The organism is Bradyrhizobium sp. 147, assembly GCF_023073935.1.
Classification (GTDB): Bacteria; Pseudomonadota; Alphaproteobacteria; order Rhizobiales; family Xanthobacteraceae; genus Bradyrhizobium.
Window position 1 is genome coordinate 26,831 of the sequence record NZ_JADPKL010000022.1, and the last position, 21,151, is coordinate 47,981.

At 62.9% G+C, this 21,151-nt stretch carries 20 protein-coding genes and 1 pseudogene; 11 read left to right on the top strand and 10 right to left on the bottom strand.

Features of this window, described 5'->3' with window-relative positions; all coding sequences use genetic code 11:
- From IVA87_RS05245 to IVA87_RS05270, 6 genes are read left to right on the top strand one after another with little or no spacing between them, the layout of a single operon-like run.
- Window positions 1-855 (top strand): ABC transporter ATP-binding protein, encoded by an 855-nt coding sequence (locus IVA87_RS05245; RefSeq protein WP_247332932.1) that lies wholly within the window; start codon window positions 1-3, stop codon window positions 853-855.
- On the top strand, window positions 852-1,646 hold the full coding sequence (locus IVA87_RS05250; RefSeq protein ID WP_247332934.1) for an ABC transporter ATP-binding protein: 795 nt from the start codon (window positions 852-854) through the stop codon (window positions 1,644-1,646). The genes IVA87_RS05245 and IVA87_RS05250 overlap by 4 nt, the downstream gene beginning before the upstream one ends.
- Complete coding sequence (locus IVA87_RS05255) at window positions 1,643-3,580, top strand: AMP-binding protein (RefSeq protein ID WP_247332935.1); 1,938 nt, start codon at window positions 1,643-1,645, stop codon at window positions 3,578-3,580. The genes IVA87_RS05250 and IVA87_RS05255 overlap by 4 nt, the downstream gene beginning before the upstream one ends.
- 1 nt (window position 3,581) lies before the next feature.
- A complete protein-coding gene (locus IVA87_RS05260; protein WP_247332936.1) occupies window positions 3,582-4,454 on the top strand; it encodes a branched-chain amino acid ABC transporter permease in 873 nt (290 codons plus the stop codon).
- A 4-nt stretch (window positions 4,455-4,458) separates the two neighbouring features.
- On the top strand, window positions 4,459-5,505 hold the full coding sequence (locus tag IVA87_RS05265) for a branched-chain amino acid ABC transporter permease (protein WP_247332937.1): 1,047 nt from the start codon (window positions 4,459-4,461) through the stop codon (window positions 5,503-5,505).
- Window positions 5,506-5,533: 28 nt separating this feature from the next.
- Window positions 5,534-6,694, top strand: coding sequence for an ABC transporter substrate-binding protein (locus tag IVA87_RS05270; protein ID WP_247332938.1), 1,161 nt, complete (start codon window positions 5,534-5,536; stop codon window positions 6,692-6,694).
- Window positions 6,695-6,726: 32 nt separating this feature from the next.
- On the opposite strand, the gene IVA87_RS05275 is transcribed toward IVA87_RS05270, so the two are convergent.
- The 9 genes and pseudogenes from IVA87_RS05275 to IVA87_RS05315 all read right to left on the bottom strand — a co-directional run bounded on the left by IVA87_RS05275 (window position 6,727) and on the right by IVA87_RS05315 (window position 15,467).
- The gene (locus IVA87_RS05275; protein WP_247332939.1) at window positions 6,727-7,911 is read right to left on the bottom strand and encodes an enoyl-CoA hydratase-related protein; all 1,185 of its coding nucleotides are present in this window, start codon (window positions 7,909-7,911) and stop codon (window positions 6,727-6,729) included.
- Between the two features lie 28 nt (window positions 7,912-7,939).
- Window positions 7,940-9,133, bottom strand: coding sequence for an acyl-CoA dehydrogenase family protein (locus IVA87_RS05280; RefSeq protein WP_247332940.1), 1,194 nt, complete (start codon window positions 9,131-9,133; stop codon window positions 7,940-7,942).
- Window positions 9,130-10,065 carry an alpha/beta hydrolase gene (locus IVA87_RS05285; RefSeq protein WP_247332941.1) on the bottom strand — a complete coding sequence of 312 codons (936 nt, stop codon included), beginning with the start codon at window positions 10,063-10,065 and terminating at the stop codon, window positions 9,130-9,132. The genes IVA87_RS05280 and IVA87_RS05285 overlap by 4 nt, the downstream gene beginning before the upstream one ends.
- Before the next feature lies 1 nt (window position 10,066).
- On the bottom strand, window positions 10,067-10,819 hold the full coding sequence (locus tag IVA87_RS05290) for an SDR family oxidoreductase (protein ID WP_247332943.1): 753 nt from the start codon (window positions 10,817-10,819) through the stop codon (window positions 10,067-10,069).
- Between the two features lie 3 nt (window positions 10,820-10,822).
- Entirely contained in the window at window positions 10,823-11,617 is a 795-nt protein-coding gene (locus IVA87_RS05295; RefSeq protein ID WP_247332945.1) for an enoyl-CoA hydratase-related protein, read from the bottom strand.
- Window positions 11,618-11,632: 15 nt separating this feature from the next.
- Window positions 11,633-12,127 carry an aromatic-ring-hydroxylating dioxygenase subunit beta gene (locus tag IVA87_RS05300; protein ID WP_247332946.1) on the bottom strand — a complete coding sequence of 165 codons (495 nt, stop codon included), beginning with the start codon at window positions 12,125-12,127 and terminating at the stop codon, window positions 11,633-11,635.
- Window positions 12,127-13,386 (bottom strand): aromatic ring-hydroxylating dioxygenase subunit alpha, encoded by a 1,260-nt coding sequence (locus IVA87_RS05305; RefSeq protein ID WP_247332947.1) that lies wholly within the window; start codon window positions 13,384-13,386, stop codon window positions 12,127-12,129. The genes IVA87_RS05300 and IVA87_RS05305 overlap by 1 nt, the downstream gene beginning before the upstream one ends.
- Before the next feature lie 697 nt (window positions 13,387-14,083).
- Window positions 14,084-14,301 (bottom strand): annotated as a pseudogene (locus IVA87_RS05310) (conjugal transfer protein TraI); the annotation flags it as partial.
- Between the two features lie 86 nt (window positions 14,302-14,387).
- On the bottom strand, window positions 14,388-15,467 hold the full coding sequence (locus tag IVA87_RS05315; protein ID WP_247332948.1) for a LysR substrate-binding domain-containing protein: 1,080 nt from the start codon (window positions 15,465-15,467) through the stop codon (window positions 14,388-14,390).
- Between IVA87_RS05315 and IVA87_RS05320 the strand changes: the two genes are divergently transcribed.
- The 5 genes from IVA87_RS05320 (at window position 15,438) to IVA87_RS05340 (ending at window position 20,753) form a co-directional block, all read left to right on the top strand.
- Window positions 15,438-16,097, top strand: a complete 660-nt coding sequence (locus IVA87_RS05320; RefSeq protein ID WP_247332949.1) for an HD domain-containing protein — start codon at window positions 15,438-15,440, stop codon at window positions 16,095-16,097. The genes IVA87_RS05315 and IVA87_RS05320 overlap by 30 nt on opposite strands.
- A complete protein-coding gene (locus IVA87_RS05325; RefSeq protein ID WP_247332950.1) occupies window positions 16,063-17,046 on the top strand; it encodes a tripartite tricarboxylate transporter substrate binding protein in 984 nt (327 codons plus the stop codon). The genes IVA87_RS05320 and IVA87_RS05325 overlap by 35 nt, the downstream gene beginning before the upstream one ends.
- A 146-nt stretch (window positions 17,047-17,192) precedes the next feature.
- Window positions 17,193-18,470: a lipase family protein gene (locus tag IVA87_RS05330; RefSeq protein WP_247332951.1), complete on the top strand. Its 1,278-nt coding sequence runs from the start codon at window positions 17,193-17,195 to the stop codon at window positions 18,468-18,470.
- Window positions 18,471-18,585: 115 nt separating this feature from the next.
- Window positions 18,586-19,575: a tripartite tricarboxylate transporter substrate binding protein gene (locus tag IVA87_RS05335; protein WP_247305886.1), complete on the top strand. Its 990-nt coding sequence runs from the start codon at window positions 18,586-18,588 to the stop codon at window positions 19,573-19,575.
- A gap of 32 nt (window positions 19,576-19,607) precedes the next feature.
- On the top strand, window positions 19,608-20,753 hold the full coding sequence (locus tag IVA87_RS05340; protein WP_247332952.1) for a mandelate racemase/muconate lactonizing enzyme family protein: 1,146 nt from the start codon (window positions 19,608-19,610) through the stop codon (window positions 20,751-20,753).
- Between the two features lie 88 nt (window positions 20,754-20,841).
- On the opposite strand, the gene IVA87_RS05345 is transcribed toward IVA87_RS05340, so the two are convergent.
- The gene (locus tag IVA87_RS05345; protein WP_247332957.1) at window positions 20,842-21,090 is read right to left on the bottom strand and encodes a hypothetical protein; all 249 of its coding nucleotides are present in this window, start codon (window positions 21,088-21,090) and stop codon (window positions 20,842-20,844) included.
- Between the last annotated feature and the right edge of the window lie 61 nt (window positions 21,091-21,151).

The window sequence follows — 21,151 nt, forward strand, 5'->3', positions numbered from 1 at the left end:
ATGCCGACGACGATCCCGCTCCAGACGCCGTCTCCTGCGCCACAAGCGGCAACAATGCCCGATGGCCTGCTCGAATTCCGCAATATTCGCGTCGTCTATGACAACGCGATCGAGGCCATCCGCGACGTCTCGATTATGGTGCCGCAGGGCGGCGTCGTCGCCCTACTCGGTTCCAACGGCGCAGGCAAGTCCACGCTGCTGAAAGCAATGTCCGGCATCCTCTATACCGAGGAAGGCGTGATCGAGAACGGCAGCATCCGCTTCCGGGGCGAAGACGTCCATCAATTGCCGCCCGACGAACTAGTCCGGCGCGGCATGGTCCAGGTGCCCGAGGGCCGCCGCGTTTTTGCCGCGCTGACGATTGACGAGAATCTCCAGATGGGCGGCTACACCCGCACCGGCCCTGACGCGCGCGAACGCCGCGACCAGGTGTTTGCGTTGTTCCCCCGGCTCTACGAGCGGCGCGATCAGATCGCGGGCTACATGTCCGGCGGCGAGCAGCAGATGCTTGCGATCGGCCGCGCCTTGATGACCGATCCTGTCCTGCTCGCGCTGGACGAGCCCTCGCTCGGGCTCGCGCCGCTGATCATCGATCGCATCTATGAAGTGATCGTCCGCTTGCGCGACGAGTTGAAGATGACGGTGCTGCTGGTCGAGCAGAACGCCCAGCGTGCGCTCGACATCGCGGACTACGGCTACATCCTCGAAACCGGTCGCGTGGTGCTCGACGGCACCGCCAAGAAGCTCGCGGCGAATGAGGATGTCCAGGAGTTCTATCTCGGCGCCTCCTCAGGCAACCGCAAGAGCCTGCGCGAGATCAAGCACTACAAGCGCCGCAAGCGGTGGCTGTCGTGACCGCGCTCCTCACCGTCGAGAACCTCAGCAAGCGCTTCGGCGGCCTGCAGGCGCTTGCCGATGTCAACCTCACAGTTGCGCCGGGCGAGATCTGCAGCGTGATCGGCCCGAACGGCGCCGGCAAGACCACCCTGTTCAATATGATCTCCGGCGTGCTGCGGCCGAGCGGCGGCCGCATCGTCTTCGACGGCATCGACCTATCCACCATCTCGCCCTGGCGGTTCGCCGCCGCCGGAATCGCCCGCACATTCCAGAACCTTGCGCTGTTCAAGCACGGCACGGTGGTCGAGAACATCCTCACCGGCCGTCATACCCATCTGCGCTCCAACGTGCTCGATGCCGTGATCTTCTTCGGCCGTACCCGTAGCGAGGAGATCGCGGCGCGGCAACGGGTCGAGCACATCATCGAATTCCTCGAGATCGAGCATGTCAGAGACGCGGTCGTCGGGACGCTGTCCTATGGCCAGCAGAAGCGCGTCGAACTCGCGCGCGCGCTCGCCTCAGAGCCAAAGATCCTGCTGCTCGACGAGATGGTCTCCGGGATGAACCAGGAGGAGACCGAGGACATCGCCCGCTTTGTGCTCGATATCCGCGACGAGCTCGGCATTACGGTCCTGATGATCGAGCACGAGATGCGGATCGTCATGGACATCTCCGATCGCGTCCACGTCCTCAATTTTGGGCGCAAGATCGCCGAAGGTACCCCCGATCAGGTCAGGCACGACCCGGCCGTCGCCGAAGCCTATCTCGGCGGCCGGCGCGCCAGTCCAATTGCAAAGGCGGGGTCATGATGTCGACGCTCGATAGCCTTCGCTCAACGCTTATACCACTGCAAGCAAACGCCGCCCGCAGCGCGCCAACGACCGACGCGGCCACCTTCCACGCCTCGCTCAGGGATGCCGCCATCACGATTCCGCAGATGCTGCGGCAGCGTGCCGCCATGCATGGCGATGCGCGGGCCTTGCGCGAAAAGGACTACGGCATCTGGAATCCCTATTCCTGGCGGCACTACTACGAGACGGCACGGGCGATCGCGCTGGGCCTCTTGTCGCTCGGCATTAAGCCGGGAGATCGCATTGCTATCGCCGGAGAGAACACGCCGGAATGGTTTTACGCCGACCTCGGCGCGCAGATGATCGGGGCCGTGTCCGTCGGCATCTATCCGACCAACCCCTGGGTCGAGCTGCAATATATCGTCAAGCATTCCGGCGCTCGCGTCGTCGTTACCGGCGACCAGGAGCAGACGGACAAGGTGCTGGAGGCCATGGCCAATAATGGCGGCCTGCCGGATCTCGAGGCTATCGTTTGCACCGACATGAAGGGGCTGCGGCACTACCGCCAGTCGACGCTGATGTCATTCGAGGCGCTGTGCCAGCGCGGCCTTGCCCATATGCGCGAGCATCCTGACGCGAATGCCGCGCTCGACCGCATGATCTCGCAAGGCGCGCCCGACGATGTCTGCATCCTCGTCTACACCTCGGGCACCACTGGCCCGCCCAAAGGCGCGATGCTGACCCACCGCAATCTCGTCTACGCCGCCTATACCTACGCCGAAGCCGTCGGCATCGCCGACAAGCCGTTCGAGGCGGTGAGCTATCTGCCACTGTGCCACGTCGCGGAGCGCTGCTACGGCATGGTGATGCATCTCGTGCTCGGCGGCACCGTCAGCTTTGCCGAGTCGATCGACACCGTCGCCATCAACATCCGCGAGATCGCGCCCACTTTCTTCGTCGGCGTTCCCCGCATCTACGAAAAGCTGCAACAGGGCTTGCTGTTCAAGCTCGGAGAAAGCGGGAAGCTGCGGCAAGGCCTGACCAGGGCCTGTCTCGCCTGGGGCAGAAAGCTCTCCGACCGCTGGCAGGCGGGCAAGGAAAGCCTGTTCGATCGCGCCGGTTACGGCCTGCTCTATCTCCTGATGTTCCGCAATCTGCAACGCCACCTCGGCTTCGCCTATAGCCGGCATCGGCTCTGCGCGGGCGCATCGATCTCGCCGGAGACACTGCGCTTCTTCGACATCATCGGCCGCCCGGTATCGCAAGGCTACGGGCTCACCGAGAGCGGCGGTGTCGCCTTCGTCCAGGCGATGGGCCATCACCGGATCGGTGGCTGCGGGCTGCCGCTGCCGCAGACCGAGTGGAAGCTTGACGACGACGGCGAGATCCTGCTGCGCAATCCCGGCGTCTTCAAAGGCTACTTCCTCGACGACAAGGCCTCCACCGCCTCGCTTGAGACCGGCGGCTGGCTCCGTACCGGCGACATCATCGAAGTGCTCGACAATGGCGAAATCGCCGTCGTCGACCGCAAGAAGGCCATCATCATCACCGCCGGCGGCAAGAACATCGCGCCCTCCGAGATCGAGAATGCGCTGAAGGACTCCGAATTCGTCAAGGAAGCCATCGTCGTCGGCGAAGCGAAGAAGTATCTCGGCGCGATCATCCAGGTCGACTACGACAATGTCGGCCGTTGGGCGCGCGACCGCGCGCTGGCTTACACCAACTACAAGTCGCTGTCGCAACTGCCCGAAGTGCACGACTTGGTCGAGCGCATCGTCAACGAGACCAACAAACGCTTCGCGCGGGTCGAGAATGTCAGGCGTTTCGCCATCCTGGAGAAGGAGCTCGACCATGACGACGGCGAGCTGACCGCCACCCAAAAGGTGCGCCGCGCCATGATCGAGAAGAAGTTCGCGCGCGAGCTCGCCATCATCTATCCTGCGGAGAGCTGACATGCAGTATCTGCTGCAACTTCTGATCTCCGGCCTTGCGATCGGCGCCATCTATGGCCTGATCGCGATGGGTTTTGCCGTCATCTACAAGTCGACCGGGCTGGTCAATTTCGCGCAGGGCGAGATGACCATGATCACGGCCTATATCGCCTGGACCATCTCGACGACCGTCAGCGGCAATGTGGTCGTGGTCGCCTTCGGCGCGATTCTCGCTGCAATCCTGCTCGGTCTCGTCATTGAGCGCGTCGTGATGCGGCCGATGCTGGGCGAGCCGGTCTTCGCCACCGTGATGGTGACCATCGGGCTTGCGGTGATCCTGCGCTCGGCGATCAACTTCATTTGGGACGCCTACCCGCACGACCTCGACATCGGCATGGGCCGTGACATCGTGCGCATCGGTGGCATCGGCGTCCGCACCGGCCAAATCGCCGTCATCGCAACGCTGCTGGTGCTGCTGGCCGCAATCTGGGCATTCTTCCGCTACAGCAAGATGGGGGTCGCCATGCGCGCCGTCGCGGCCGACGACCGGACCGCGCTCCTGATGGGCATCAGCGCCACCCGCGTCCATGCGCTGGCCTGGGCCGCTTCCTCCGTCATCGCCGGGATCGGCGGCGTGTTCTTCGCGCTGTCCTACGACCTGTCGCCCGCGATGTTCCAGCTCGGACTCAAGGCGTTTCCCGCAACCATCCTCGGCGGGCTCGACGCCGTGCTCGGCTCCGGCCTCGGCGGCCTGCTGATCGGCATCGCCGAGAATCTCGCCGGTGGCTATATCGGCTCTGGCATGAAGGAGATCGCGGGTTTTGCGATGATCATCGTGGTCCTGATGATCCGCCCATTCGGCCTATTCGGCGAACGCGACATCGAGAGGGTTTAAAGCGATGCGCACAGGCGATTACAAGCAGACCTACAGCGAACTCGTCGCGCTGATCGATTCCCCACCGGTCTGGCTGTGGTCGGCAGTTCTGGTGCTGGCGCTGATCGCCGCGCCCTATGTCCTGAACGCCTACGCGCTGTCGTTCCTGATGATCATCCTGATCACGGTGACCGCCGCGCTCGGCCTCAACATCCTCACCGGCTACGCCGGCCTGATCTCCCTTGGTCACGTTGGTTTCCTCGTCACCGGGGCCTATGCCTACGCGGTCCTCGTATCGAAGTATCACATGCACCCCTTGCTCGGCTTTCTCGGTGCCGGCATTGTCCCGGCGCTGGCCAGCCTGATCGTCGGTGCGCCGTCGCTGCGCCTGAAGGGCCTTTATCTCGCCATCACAACACTCGCCTTCTCCTTCATCATCAACACAGTGATCCTGGAGATGCGATGGCTTACCAACGGCGCCCGCGGCATCTCCGTGCAGCGGCCGGAGATTTTTGGCATCAGCTTCGACGGCGACACCGCATTCACGTATCTCTGCCTCGGCGTCGCCATTCTGACGCTGTTTGCCACTCTCAACATCCGCCGCAGCCGGGTCGGCCGCGCCTTCGTCGCGATCCGCGACAACGACACCGCGGCTCGCGTCATGGGCATCAACCTGCATGCCTACAAGCTCTTCGCCTTCGTCACGTCAGCCTTCGTCATCGGCATCGCCGGCGCGCTCTACGGAATTTATCTTTCCTTCGTCAGCGTCGAAGGGTTTCCGTTCCTGCTCTCGATCGAGGCGCTGGCGATTTTGATCGTCGGCGGCCTCGGTTCGGCGCTCGGAGCCGTGCTCGGCACCATCGTGATCGTACTGCTGCCGGAAGCAACGCGCCTCGTTTTCAGCCTGTTCAGCGCCCAGATCGACGCGGTGTTCACCACAGGCGCGCAGGAGCTGAAGAGCATGCTCTACGGTCTCGTCATCATCCTGTTCCTGCGCTTTCAGCCACGCGGCCTGGTCGGCGCCTGGCACGACATCAGACGCGCATGGGTGAACTGGCCGCTGCGTTACTGACAAAACCGATATTGGAGGGAGGACAGAAATGAAAAATCATCTGACGACCGCGTCACTGTTGCTCGCGACGACCCTGCTGGCCGGCAGCGGCGCGCTTGCCGCCGACCCCGGCATCAGCGACACCGAGATCCTGATCGGCGACGTCGAGCCCCTGACCGGACCGCCGGCGCTGCTTGGCGTCGCCGCATCGATCGGCCACAAGATCGCGATCGCGGAAACCAACAATGCCGGCGGCATCAACGGCCGTAAGATCAAATACGTGCTGGAGGACGACGGCTATGTCACCGCGCGCACGATCCAGGGCGCCAAGAAGGTGATCGAGGTCGATAAGGTGTTCGCCATGCTCGGCATCTCCGGCTCCGGCCAGTCGATCGCCGTGATGCCCGTGCTGGAGAAGGCGGGTATCCCGACCGTGATCGACGTCGCACCCGTCAAGCTCCTGTGGGAGCCCCCGCGCAAGAACGTGTTCGTGGTCGGCCAGTCTTACGAGGAAGGGATCATCCACCTCGTGAATTACCTCGCCGAGAAGAACCCCGGCAAGAAATGGGGGTTGATCACGCAGGATGACGATTACGGCATTACCGTGCGGGACGGCTTCGATTCCGTGGTGAAATCAAAAAAGCTGAACGTCGTCTACAGCGGCAATTACAAGAAAGGCCAGCAGGACTTCTCGTCCGACATGCTTCAGTTGAAGGATTCGGGCGCCGAAGTGTTTCTGGCCGGCGGCATCATCGCGGAGAACATCGCGATGATGAAGGAGCTCGAGAAACTCAACGTCAAGCCGGTAACCGGCATCTTCTGGCCCGGCCGGATCGAGCCCGTGCTCAAGCTGATGGGCCCGGCCGGCGACGGCATCTACGCCGTTGACTATGTCGAGCCGTTCGCCGGCGAGGCCGGCAAGGCGTTCCTGGAGAAGGCCAGGCCGCTGGTGTCGGAGGCCGAGTTCAAGGGCATCAACCGCTACACCATGACAGGCTATGCCGCGGCGAAGGTCTTGATCGCGGCGATCGAGCGCTGCGGCAAGCAGCCGACCTGGGCCTGCACGATCAGCGAGCTCGAAAAGACGAAGAACGTGGAAACCGGCGTGATGGCGCCGGTCAGCTTCGGTCCCGGCGTCCGTTTCTCGAACCAGAAGCTGCAGATCATGCAGGCCGATGCCGCCACACTGAGCTTCAAGCCGGTGAAGTAAGGCCGCCGAGAAATGGCCGGGACAGCCCCCGGTCATTTCCCCTTGAAAACAGGCCGACGCCTGGATGCGAACGCGGCGATGCCCTCGCGTGCATCGTCAGAGCGACTCGCGGCAACGATGGATTCAATTTCAACTTTGAGCTGGGCGCCGAGGCTTGATTCAAAAGACTGCCGCAACATACGGCGCATGGCACCAAAGGCCTGCGTCGGCCCCGCCGCCAGCTCCCTCGCGACCGCCATCGCTTGCGCTTCGACAGAGTCGTCCGACACGAGACGCGAGACCAGGCCGAATTCCAGCGCCTCCTGCGCCGTCAGGCGGCGATTGAGCAGGAAGAGCTCCTGCGCCCGCCGCATGCCAATCATCCGCGGCAGGAACCAGGTGTTGCCGCCGTCAGACGTCAATCCCAGCGCGCTATATCCGAGGGCAAAACGCGCGTCAGTGGATGCCAATACGATATCTGCAGCGTAGAGGAGGCCCAACCCACCTCCCGCGGCGGCGCCACGCACTGCCGCAACGACCGGTGCATCCATGCTTGTCAGGCGATCTATCGCGCGATGATAGCCATCGATCATGCGACGCAGCTTGCCCGGCAACTCGGCCGGCGGTGTACCGGCGAATAGATTGATGTCGCCGCCCATGGTAAAATTCTTCCCGTTCCCTGCGATCAGGACGGCGCGCAAACCGGAGATTTCGGCCATTCGCGCCGAGGCTTCTTCCAGATCCGCGGCCATCTCTTCATTGATGGCATTACCTTGGTCCGGACGATTGAGCCGAAGAGTTGCAATGCCGTCTGCGATCTCGAGGAGGACGGCCTTGAAGGGGCCCGCGGCATCATGCCAGCGAGCGGTGTCAGTATATTGTTCGAGGCGTGTGATGCGCTCACCCTCGAATGTAATGAGATGCGCGAAGGACGCGTCGAGAGGAGCTCCTCCCTGCTTTCCCTCGCCGCGGTACCGACCCGTCACAAGCAGGCAGGCCTCTCCGACCTCAAGAAAGCGCTCTGGTTCGGCACGTGCCGCAAAATGCCGGGCGATCGCTCCCCACCCGCTGCGACGCATCGCAGTGGGGCCCTCGTGCCGCCCTCCAATGCCGAACGGCATCCCTTCTGCGATCTCGCCAACGAAATCCGGGTGGAGCAGCATCTCAAGCTGCTCCTTGTCCCCGACAGTCAGCGCCGTATAAAGCAGGCGAGCGATATCTGAACGAGTCTTCGGCATGTCTCTTGCTCCCGTCCAAATCGCCCGGTTACATCCGCTTCGCGACTTCTTCCAGCATGAGTTCGGTGGCGCCGCCGCCGATCGTCAGCACGCGCGCATCACGGACCATGCGCTCGATCGGCGTACCCCGCATGAAGCCGCTGCCGCCGTGCAGCTGCAGACAGCCATGCACGACTTCGTGTAGCACCTCGGGCGACAGGGCCTTGACCATGGACACTTCGCGCAGGCAGGGCTGTCCCGCTGCGGCAAGCTCGGCCGCGTGATAGGCGAGCTGGCGCGCGGCCGCTGCCTTGGCTGCGAGCTGGGCGAGCTTGAGCCGCACGGCCTGCTGGTTCCAAAGCGGCCCGCCAAAGGCTTCCCGCGTCTTGACATAGTTTGTCGTCAGCTCGATCGCCTTGGCGGATTCGCCGGCGCAGATGCCGCCGATACAGATGCGCTCGTTTTGGAAGGTCTCCATGATGCCGTAGAAGCCCTTGCCTTCCTCTCCGAGCAGGGCGCTGGCCGGTATACGAACGTCCGCGAACGCGATTTCGGCGGTGTCGGAACAGAGCCAGCCGTGTTTGTCGAGCTTCGTCACCGCAATGCCCGGCATGTTGCGTTCGACGATGAAGAGCGAAATTCCCCGGCTGCCCTTGGCATGCGGATCGGTGCGGGCGGCGACGATCAGGATGTCGCCATAAACGGCGTTGGTGATGAACATCTTAGCACCGTTGATCACCCATCCCTCGCCGTCGCGGATCGCGCGTGTCTTCAGGCCCGCGACATCAGAGCCCGCATCCGGCTCGGTCACCGCGATCGAGCAGATGGTCTCACCGCGGATGATGGCAGGCAGATATTTCTGCTTCTGCTCGGGCGTGCCCCGCAGCGAGATGTGGACCGCTGACATGTCGGTGTGCACGAGCGTCGACGAGGTGAAGCCCCCGAAGCTGGACCGCCCGAGCTCCTCGGCAAACACCATCGACGCCAGCGGCCCCATCTCCGTGCCGCCATATTCGACGGCGTGGCGCATACCGAGGAAGCCCAGCGCGCCCATGCGGCGAAATATCTCGCGCGGGATCTTGCCGTCGCGCTCCCACGCCTCGCCATGAGGCAATACTTCCTTCTCGACGAAACGACGCACCTGCTCGCGCAGCATGCGGAGCTCCTCGGGCAGATTGGGCTGCTCCGAGAAATGAAACTCACCTTCGGTCGACTGGCGGGGGCCAGAGGTCATGACGTTCATTGTGCCGCTCTCCCGTCGTCGATGTGAAGACGTCTGCGTAAGAATGCTGCAAGCTCCGCCAGGGCTTCGCGCGCCTGCGGGATTTCCGGGAACATCTGAAACACGTGGATCATGCCGCTCCAGACCTGAAGATCGATGTTCACGCCCACAGCCTTGGCCTTGGCGGCGAACGCGGTCGAATCGTCCTGCACGGTCTCGCGGTCGCCGACCTGGATCAACAACGGCGGCAACCCGGACAGACGGGCATAGAGCGGCGAGGCCAGCGGGTGGCGCGGATCGCCATCCGCGCCGAGATAGTTCTTCGCCAGCGCCAGGATCATCGCACGCTGATGGATCGGGTCGACCTCGGCCCGACTTTCATAGCTGGCCCCCGTCGCAGCGAGGTCGGTCCACGGTGACATCAGTGCAGCGGCTGCCGGGAGCGTCTCGCCGCGATCGCGCAAGGCCAGCATGGCGGCGAGCGCAAGGTTGCCTCCGGCCGAATCTCCCGCGAGCGCGATGTCGGCCGGTCGCAAGCCCTGATCCAGCAGGTATCGATAGGCGGTCAGCGTATCGTCCAGCGCCGCCGGAAAGCGGTGCTCGGGCGCCAGACGGTAGTTGATCGCCAGGACGCGGCAGCTACTGGTTTGCGCAATCCGTGCGATCAGGTCGCGATGCGAGGCAATTGAGCCGATGCGGAAGCCGCCGCCGTGGAGATAGAGGATCGCCTTGTCCGGCCGCGCAGCGGCCGACGCGGTCCACTCGCCATCCACACCGCCGGCAGACACCTGGCGACACGTCACCGGTACTGAGCAGCCGGCGAACGCTTCATCCCAATCGCAGCGCATCTGCTCGACAGAGGTATCACGCGTCCAGTTGCGATAGATCGACCGGAGGCGCTCAATGGCACGATCGACCGGGGTGGCCCCAATATCGCTGGCCGCTTCGTTCATCTCAGCCGCCGATCCCCATGCCGCCGGATACGCCCAGCGTCTCTCCCGTGATATAGGCGGCCTGGTCGGATGCCAGGAACAGCGCAGCAGCCGCGACCTCCTCCGGCTCGCCGAGGCGGCCGAGCAGGGTCGCATCCGTCATCGCGCGCAAAATCTTCTCACCGCCCCCAGCGACCGCCTGCTCCAGCATCGGTGTACGGATCGGCCCCGGCGCGATCGCATTCGCGGTAATGCCATAGCGTGCGTTCTCGCGCGCCATGCTCTTGGTGAAGGCGATCACGCCCCCCTTGGCCGCGGAATAGATCGACCCTCCCCTGGAGCCGAGTCGAGCCGCTTCCGACGTGATGTTGATGATGCGACCGAACCTTGCAGCGTGCATCGCCGGCAGCACGGCGTGGGTGCAGGCCAGCACGGAGGTGAGATTCACCGCGATGAGTTTGGCCCAGTCCTGCGGCGAGCTGTCGGTGAAGAAAGCGTGCTGATCGATCCCAGCGTTGTTGACGAGGATGTCGAACGGCCCGTGCTGCGCCACGACCGCCTGCACAGCACCTGCATCGGCGACGTCGACCTTTGCCGCCACCGCGCCCAGCTGTCGCGACAGTTCGGAGGCCAGAGCAAGATCGAGATCGGCAATCATTACGTGGGCTCCCGCACCGGCAAAGCTCCGCGCGATCGCGGCTCCAATACCCCGCGCGCCGCCTGACACGAAGGCGCGACGGCTGTCGAGGCGTCCGAATGGCAGGGGCCCCGTCACGCCTCAGCGTCCGGTGAAGACGGGCTTGCGCCGCTCGATCACGGCCGCAAGACCCTCGCGCGCGTCGGACATGCCTGACAGTTCGGAGACGGTGCGCGCCTCTTCCGACAGACACTGCTCGATGCTCGTCCCGGTGCCCGCCCAGACCAGGCGCTTGGTCGCGGCAAGCGCCTTGGGCGCGCCGGCCGCGAGCTCGCGGGCCAGGAGCATCGAGGCATCAGCGAGCTCACCATCGGGAACGACCTTGGTGACGATCCCCATCTGCAGTGCTTCGGCCGCCGGGATCACCGGATTGGTCAGCAGAATCGACATCGCGCGGCGCAGGCCGACGAGGCGCGACAACGTGACTGACACACCGGCATCCGGCGCCATCGCCACGCGCGTGGCTCCCGCCAGGAACTTCGCTGATTCCCCCGCGATGACGATATCGGATGCGCAGACGAGACCGAAGCCGCCACCGCCGGCCGCAAAACCTTGCACCGAGGCGATGACGGGGGCTTCGAGCCGCAATAGACCAGTGACCGCGTTCTGAAGGTAGGCCGTGGCCTGGCGTATATAGTCCGGAAGCTTCTCGCCCTTTGATGCAAAGGCGCGCACGTCGCCGCCGCCGCAGAAGTTTGTCCCCTCGCCGCTCAGCAGCACTACGCGCAGCCCGGGATGGCCGTGACAGGCCATGATGGCATCGCAGAGCGCGCTGAGCATCTCGACGCTCATGCCGTTTGCGGCCTCGGGCCGGTTGAGACGCAGGCGGGCGATGCCACCGTCGATGTCGAGCAGAACGGGTCCCTTGTCGATCATGGCGCAAGACCTCTCCTAGACAAGGAACGACAGCGTGTAGATCGCCTTGGCATTGTTGACGAGCACCACCTTCTTGTAGGCGATGCGCAATTCGCCTTCGACATGACGCAGCCGATATTCGTTGCGGGCGGCCCACAGCGTATCGTCGCGCAGGCTCGATTCGAAGATCAGGCTGTTGCTGGCGACAGCGATATCACCACCCGGCTGTTCGTCCATTAGCTCAATGTTGGAGACGAGCCGGCGCAGATTCGATTGCGGTGTCTGGGTGAAATGCTTGCCGGTCATGAGCTGGCGCACGCGTAGCGCGATCCGCGAGCGATTGTCGTAGATGATGGACATCTCCCGCTCCGGATCGATATTCGCTCCGTTGGCCGGGACCCAATAGACGCCATCATCGGTCCAAAGTTTTTCCCAGGCCTCGTATTGATGCTCGTCCTGCAGCCGCGCCTCGCGATAGAGGAAGGCGGTAACGGCGCTCATCAGCGTGGCGCTGCTCTCGCGCGACAGCATCAGGTTGCCTCCATCAGCTTGCGATAATGCGCCCAGATGCCGCGCGACGGCACCTCGTCGGTGACGTGGCCGACCTTGAAGCCGAGCTCGTCCCGACGCTCGCGTTTCTCGCCGCGTCCGAGGAAAACCCATTCGGGATTGCGCGCCTGCACGCCCCGGTGGCAGCGCTCGTACATCTCGGAATCGTCGGCGAGGAGGAAGCCGGCCGGACCGACCGACCCCATGGTCTGCTGCCGCAGGCGGCGGTTGAGATCGGGCGCGCCTTTGAACTGGAGTGCCGTGACGTGCTGCACGCTATCATCGACACCGAGCGGCTGGATCACGAACACCTGGATCTCGGCGATGAACAGGTTCGGGAAGATCATCACATGCGGCGTGCCGTCGATCATGATTTGGCGAGCAGAGGTATCGCCATAGGTTGCCTTCATCCGCGCCGTGTAGTCCGGCAGCCGCTCCTCGCTGGTGCCGAACCAGCTCATCGGCAGGTCGCGCTTGCGGAATTCTGGCCGCAGGTCGATCTCGGTATGACCGTTGCCGTAATCGCGGGTCAGCGCGGTCGAGGCGCCGCCATAGAGCTTGCCGATCATGCTATCGGCGACGCCGAAAATCGAAGTGTGAACAAAAGCCGGGTGATACCCATCGCACTCGTTTTCGAGAATGAACTTCCAGTTCGCCTTCACGCGATGCTTGAGGAATCCCGCGGTGATCTCGACCTCGCCTTCGGGCGAGGTGCGCACCAGGCGGTCGATGGTTTCGGCCGCTCCTCCGAGATGCTCCTTCAGCGTCGGCCCTTCGGCTGCGAACGAGCCGAACACGAAGCCGCGATAGGATTCGACGCGCGTCACGCGCCCGAGCGCGAGATGAGACCGGTCCTGCCCCTCATAGCCGTCCGGAAAGGCATAGCCGACCAGACGACCGTCATTGGCGAAAGTCCAGGAGTGAAACGGACACGTAAAGAAGCGCGCATTGCCGCGCTCGAAGGAGCAGACTTGATTGCCGCGATGCGAGCAACGATTGAGCAGGAGGTTTACCTTGCCTTGCTCGTCGCGCGTCATGATCACGGACTGGGGGCCGATCGACTTGACGACATAGTCGTTGGCGTTGGGCACCTCGCTCTCGTGCCCGACATAGATCCAGGTCCGATACCAAATGTTCTGCAGCTCGGCCTCGAATATCGCAGGATCAGTGTACAGCGAGCCGTGCACCCGGTCCGGCCGAATAAGTTCGCTCCAATGCCACACGCGCGGCATGACGTTCATTTCCAGGACCTCCCACGGCTCGTCCGTCGTCCCGCCACTCTGCCGTCGGCTTCGGCCAATAATAATCCGAACGACCGTTTAACTTATAACACGATCTCTTTTTTCTGCAAGCACCATCTTTGGGGACAAGGTTGGGAGACGCTCCCATCGCCGTTGAGGAGCCTGACACCCGTCCGAACGAAGCCCGCGAAGCTCACGGGTGCGCCGCGCGCAATAGCGCAAAGAACGCGTGCCCGCCGCCGGGCTTACCGCCAAAGCGGAAGCCCCGGCAGCGCTCGCGACGTGGTGGCGCTCTCCACGACGCGAAGAATCGGTTGACGCGACGTCACCCCTTTCATGGAACGGGTGGTAACGGAGCGGCGATGACGCTCGCAACCGCCACTTCGACTGGGAGGTCGAGGATGCGGTTGGCCTCGCTCATCGCCTCGTTCTTGCCCGGGACGCTTGGCTGCTAGTGCGAGCCGCTGCGCCACACTTTCAGGGACGTAAGCCGACAGTTTTGGTTTGATCAGGGATGCTCTTCAGAACGAGGGAAGAAGATCGTCGGGCCGCCGGCCGCTCGGCATACTGGTCGCCCACCAAGGACGGGCGCTTGCGCAGACGGCTGACGAAGTTTGCGTCCTCATAGTGCCGCAGCTTGATCGCTCGGACTGGCGCAGGTCCGAGACCAGCACGATCGACTGGTCGGGTGGCAACTGTAGTCGCGCGCGATGACGAGGTCGTTTCCTTCGTCATGCTTGCCGCGCAGGACGATATGGGTATGCGGATGGCCGGTGTTGAATGGTCAGCAGCGACCCAGTCGAGCCTAGTGCCGAGGTCCTGCTCCGTCTGCCGCATGAGGTCGCGGACGAAGGGCTTTAGGTCCGGCAGCTCCGCGCTGTCCTCAGGGCCCACGATGAACCGGAACTGGTGGCGTGGCTAACGCTGCGCTCCGTTTGCGCGATTGACAGCATCAGCAATAATGCGCCGCGGGTTCGATCGAGAGCCGGGGATGCGAACGCTTAAGTCAAGCCGCTATCGGCCGTAACCCTCTGCACCACATCGGCAAACTCTTCCACCAGACGAGAGACCGGGCGTTTTGTTCCTTTCAGTAGCCGCGCGACACTATGCAGGCTTGGCGCGAACGGACGCGTGACGAGATCATCGGTTCGGGCACTGAGCAGCCCAAGGCCGTCCAGAATCGCGATGCCGGCACCGGCACGAACCAGCTCGCAGGCGATATTCGACTGCGATGCCTCCACCGCGATGCGCAAGTGCAAATTCGCCTCGGCAAAGGCGACGACGATTGCGGCTCCGATCGACAAATGCGGACCAGGACAAATCACCTGCTCGTCGGCAAGATCGGGCGCGCTCAATGCATCCTTAGCTACCAGCGGGTGACCGATCGGAAGCACGCAGCCGAGCCTGGTCGTGCAGAGAATAGTGCTCTCGAGGGACGTATCCCCGATCGGGCCGACGGTCAGGCCGAGATCAGCTCGCCCTTGGCCGACGCGGGTAACGACCTCCGGCCCTGTCATGGTTTGAATGACAACGGAGACGTCCGGCCGTTCGGCGCGAAAGCGCCGGACCGCTTGCGGCACAATGGTGTGACCGAACCCGGTCACGGTCGCAACCGTCAGGAGCCCAGCCCGGCCGTCGCGAAGCTCGAGCGCCAACCTTTGAGTATGCTCGATCGCCGCGAACACGTTCACGACTTCTGCGAAAAGCGTCTGCGCCTCGGTCGTCGGCTTCAGCCGCTTCTTCTGGCGCACGAACAGCTTGAAGCCGAGGCGGTCCTCCGCCTGTTGCAGCATGCGGCTGACCGCCGGTTGCGAAATATTCAAGGCGGTGGCGGCGTTGGTCACCGAGCCTGATTGCATGACGCACCGGAAGACGTCCATCTCCCGTACGCTGATTGACATATATAACTCCAGAGCATGAATTATGATCAAATCGGTATTTGAAACTATGTTAGGGGCGGCGGCAACATGGATCGAGACGAATAGTGGTTGTCCATGTATTTCCTTGATCGGCGCCAGCCCCGCCCCCTCACAGACGCGCTGCGCGCGACGGTGCTTGAGGATCTGCCGGAACTTGCGCACGTCCGTGATGAAGAACTGCGCCGCAAGGCCATCGAGGCCTGGGCCTATGCATTAGCCGAAACGGATTTTCCGCGGCTCACCGCCATTCCCGGAGAGGCGACGCCCGGCGTCTTTGCGCTAAAGCGGGGCAGCCAGGCGGTACACCTGCGCAGCGTGGCCCGACTAGCGATCGCGATCGCAGACGAGTTTGCGCAGGAATTTCCCGAAGCCATTGTCGATCGCGACATCGTTCTCGCGGGTGCACTGCTGCACGATGTCGGCAAGGCCTGGGAGTTCGATCCTGCCAACCGCAGGCGGTGGGAAGCAGACAAGTCGCAGGCGGGTTCGCCCGCACTTCGACATCCGGTCTACGGCGCCCACATTTGCATTGCAGTCGGGCTACCCGAGGAAATCGTGCACATCGCACTCGGCCATTCCTACGAGGGCGACCTGATGCATCGCAGCCTCGAATGCCTGATCGTCCATCGCGCCGATCACATGTGGTGGTCGATTGCAGGAGGTTTCGGCCTGCTTAAGGCGGAAACGGCGGGCATGCTCGAAAGCCGGAAAATAGCGCCGCGCGCCTTGCGCCCGGCGAAAGACCGGGAGAGTCAGGATGACAATGCCCAGAGGGCTGACGCGGCGGGCTAGCCTTGGCCTGCTCAGCGCGCTCGCAACTCCCAGGCTTGCCCGCGCGCAGAGCGACTATCCCAACCGGATCATCAAGCTGATCGTGCCCTACGCGGCTGGCGGGAGCAGCGATGTCCTCGCCCGTTTCATCGCAGAGCGGATGCGCGAACGGCTGGGACAGTCAATCGTCATCGAGAACCGGCCCGGCGCGGGCGCGATCATTGGATCGCAATTCGTCGCAAGATCGGCGCCCGACGGCTACACGCTGCTGCTCGGCGGCGTATCCACCCACGCGGTGTATCCGCATCTGCGCAAGCTCGCACCCTATGACGGGATCAACGACTTCACTTCGCTGGGACTGATCGGCACCGGGCCTCTGGTGGTCTCGGTCAATCCTGGCCTGCCCAGTAACAGCCTGCAGGAACTGATCACCTACGGCAAAGCGAACCCAACCAAGCTCGCCTACGGTTCTGCGACCGGCGTCATCCTGCATCTCGCCGGCGAGTTGCTGAAGAACATGGCCGGCTTCGAAATGCTGCATGTTCCCTATAGCGGCAACGGACCTGCGCTAACCGATGTGCTCGGCGGAAGACTGCAGGTGATGATCGACGCCGTCGGTAACTCGGCGCCCTACATCGCCGATGGAAAATTGCGACCCTTGGTCGTCCCATCGCAGCAGCGTACGCCGCTGCTGCCGGACGTGCCGAGTTCGGCCGAGGCAGGCTTACCCAACTACCAAGTCGAAACATGGTTCGCGCTCTACGGTCCGGCAGCGATGTCGGACGAAACCGTCGGCAAGATCAACACCGCACTGAATGCCGTGCTGCAGGAGCCTGACGCGGTGGCTCAGTTCGCCAAGGTCGGTCTCGAGCCGCGGGCTACGAGCCCGGCTCAAGCCGCTGCGCTGCTCAAGACGGAGTCGGACAAGTGGGGAGGTGTCATCCGGCGGATCGGGTTGCAGGTGGAATAGGATTCTCGATCGACTGCCAATGCAGTTTTCGACTGGGGGGGCGCATGCGCAGCTCGCCATGTGCGCTTAGTGCTGAAGCAAACATGCGACGAGTCACGAAGGAGCGCAGCCTCTTGAGCTGCACCAAAAAGCGGAGGAACGAAACGATGAAAGCACTTGCAAAAATGAGCCTCGCGGCACTCGCTCTCTGCGCCTTGCCTCTTCCGGGCGTGCTGTACGCCGCAGCGGAGTCGCTACCTCAGGGCCCGACCGTTGGTGATCAGGATCTGTCGCCGTTCTATCGCTGGACCGCCGCTTTGCCCGAGAAGCCAGGTCTCATGCTACGCGAGGAGGGCATACCGGAGCAGCCTGAGATCGTTGCGGCCGCAACGGCGAAGAAAATCCTGTACACTTCGGTGGATGTAAGGTGGCGATCCGGCATCATTCCGGTCAGCGGCACGCTTTATCTTCCGAAGCGAGCCGCGCCACAGGGCGGATGGCCGCTTGTTGCCTGGGCGCACGGCACGCTCGGCGGCTCCGACAGATGTGCCCCGTCGTGGAGCAGGCATCGACCCAGGGACGGCGAGTACATCAACAATTGGCTGGAACAAGGGTTCGCCGTCGTGGCGACCGACTACCAGGGTCTCGGCGGGCCCGGCCCGCATCCTTATCTGAACTGGGAAGCAGAAGGGCGCTCGGTGCTCGATGCCGCAAGAGCAGCGCTCGACCATTCAAACGGAGAGATCGCCAACGCGATCATCATCACGGGCCAGTCGCAGGGCTCCGGCGCCTCCCTCGGGGCAACGCGCCTCGCGCCTTCCTACGCACCCGAACTCAACATAAAAGCATCGATCGCCACCGGCGTCATTTCCGCCTTTCCCGCCGCAGACAAGAAGCCTTCCAGCGATGAGAGTTTTGCACGTTCAGTTCCGCCGCAACTCACCATTCTGATGATGATCGGCGGTGCTCTCGGGGACGACGCAAGAAAGCCGGACGACCTCGTAACTGAGGCAGCGAAGCCATTGCTGCAAGCCGCCCGAGAGGGATGTAACGCGGAGCTTGCACAGGTCGTTCGCAGCAACGGCCTCACTCTGGCAAACAGCCTGAAAGACCCTGAAATCGCGGATCGCGTAAGCACCGTTATAGACATGAGTCCGGTTCGAATGCCGGTACCGGTCTTTCTCGCCACAGGCCTGGCCGACAAGTCGATCTACCCGCAGCGCCAATATGCTGCGGTTGCAGCACTCTGCGCTGCAGGGAGCCATGTGGTTTGGAAGACCTATGCTGGCGTGAGCCATAACGGAACGGTGCACGCAGCCTATTCCGACGAACTTGCATTCGTTCAGGCGGCGCTGGCCGGGACTCCGATGCAGTCCAATTGCGCTTCGATTGCCGATCCGGGACCGCCGGGCGAGGCCTTACCCGGTTTCAAATTCAACGATTGATGAGACGCGGGGAAACCATGCCTTAGGCTGGTTCGGTCTTGCCGCATCGGCCACGGCTCCGGCTCAAAGCCGCCGCTCTGCCCGAGACAGAGCCCTTGGGTGATGGAGAAGAGCCATGCGCTCATTTACACGAAGAACGATGGTCGGCTCAGGGCTGGCAACGGCGATTTATGTTTCGCCTTTCCTGCGAACAGTCGAGGCGCAGAGTTACCCGCAACGACCCGTGAAAATCATCGTACCGTATGCCGCGGGAGGTGCCTCCGACATCATTGCGCGGCTGATTTCACCGGAAATGGAGCGTGCGCTGGGCCAGCCCGTCATCGTCGATAATCGCGGCGGCGGCGCGAGCATGGTCGGCACGCAGGCAGTCGCGACCGCCTCCCCCGACGGCCATACCATAGGAGTTATCGATAGCGCGTTTGTCATTAACCCCGGGCTGTTTCGCACGAAACTTCCCTACAATACCAAAAAAGACTTTGCGCCGATCTCGCTTTTGGCGACTTCCCCTCTCGTTCTGGTCGTGCATCCCTCAGTGCCTGCCAATAGCCTGAGGGAGTTCGTTGCCCTTGCCAAAGCTCAGCCGGGCAAGATCAACTTTGCATCGGCTGGGCTTGGAACGGCCATTCATTTGGCGGGAGAGCAACTGCGACAAGCCGCCGAGATCGATATTTTTCATGTGCCTTATCGAGGCGGAGGACCGGCTATTACCGATCTGATCGGCGGACAGGTCCAGATGACGTTTGCCACCGTCGCAGCTATCGGACAGCAGGTCCGTCAGGGTCTGGTTCGTGGCCTGGCCATTACTGGAAGCGCCCGTATCGCACAGCTGCCCGACGTCCCCACCATGGCCGAGGCCGGCTTGCCGGCCGCCGACGCCACGCCGATTTTCGGCATGGTCGGACCGGCTGCGCTGCCGCCTCGCATCATCGACAAGCTCGCAGAGGTTGCCGGAAGGACCTTCAAAGATGAGACACTCCGATTGAGGACAACGGAACTCGGTTTTGTTTCCGTTGGCAGCTCGCCATCCGAATTTGCCACACGTATCGATGAGGAGATCGCCAAATGGACGCGTATCGTGGAGAAGGGAAACATTCAGCCGGGCTGACCCCCGGCCTTACGTGCACTCAGTGAGCTGCTATGAAAATAACCGAAGTTCATGGTTTCCATCTTAGCTTCCCGCTGGCCGAGCCCATGGGAAACGCTCTCAATGTGTTCCGGAAGCGGGACGCGTTGCTTATCCAGATACGAACAGATAGCGGCCTTTCCGGGTGGGGAGAGGCGGGCAATTCCCCACACGCCGCCGGCGCCTTTATTCGTGCCCGGCTCGCCGGACTCATCCTGGGCAAGTCGCCCGCCGACAATGGCCGCCACTTTCAATCGATGTGCGGTTGTCTCGGGTATGATCGGCGCGGGGCGGCAATGATGGCGATATCGGCCATCGACATCGCCTTGCACGATCTTGCTGCGCAAATGCACGGAATCAGCGTAGCAGCGCTAATGGGCGGAGCGGTGCGCAACGAGGTGTTCGCTTACGCAAGCGGCCCCTTCGTGCGAATGCAGCCCGATCCCTACCGGGAGTATCAGCGCGAGGTCGATCAGTATCTTTCGCTGAACTTCAAAGCCATCAAGCCCCGAGGCGGCGTTGAGCCGAGAGCCGACGGCACCATGGCAAACGCGCTTCGCAAGCAGGTGGGCCCTGATATCGGTATCATGGTTGATATCAACCAGAGCTATACCGCAGCAGCCGCCATCCGGGCCGCAAAGTTCATGGAGGATGCCGACCTGCTCTGGATTGAAGAACCAGTTCAGCCGGAGGACCTCCCGGGCTATCAATCCTTTACGCGCGCCGCCAAGGTTGCCACCGCTGGCGGAGAGGCACTCGGTAGCCTGCGTGCCTTCCGCGATTTTCTGGCCGCAGGTACCTTCGATATTCTTCAACCCGATCTTTCGATATGTGGAGGTTACAGCGGCTTTCGGCAAATCTGGGCGCTCGCGCAAGCCTATGATCTACCCATCATGCCCCACGTGTTTGGCACGGCCGTAAATTTCCACGCCTCGCTTCAAATGTCGGCTGTGCTTGAACCACGTCGCGGAGGGGCCTGCGCAGCGTATCCATTCATGGAGTACGACATGATGGATAACCCGCTCCTGCGCCTCGCCGGCACACCATCGGTTGATCAGCGCGGCATGCTCGCGGTACCGGAAGGTCCCGGCACGGGCGTTGACTTGCGGCCCGAACAGCTCGAGCAATGGGTCACTGACTCGTGGTCGGAGCGTCTTTAGGAAACGCTTCTGCTGTCGTACGTATCGCACTGCGCAAGCAAGCCCAGATCGAATGCCAGACCGCTCCGCGTCGCGTCAGGACCATAAGTCACATCATGGTGCCGGGCATGAAACAGCGGACCCGCGGATGACCATCGATATAGTACTTCCACACCATGGTCCTGCCGGTCTTGTTCGGCTGCGTGACCACGGCCCCGTCAGGAACCAGCACCCACTCACCGTCAATGCGCACACGATAATGCCCGTGATCGGACTCCCAGTCGACATCGGCAATGAAGTATCCGTCTGAGTCCGAGCAACTGTCAAGCGACGTCCGGATTTGACCCCGCAGCGACATGAGGAAGTGACCCCCTTGTTGTTTGCAGGACTGTAGCAAGCCGCTCGCGAAGCGCGCCCGT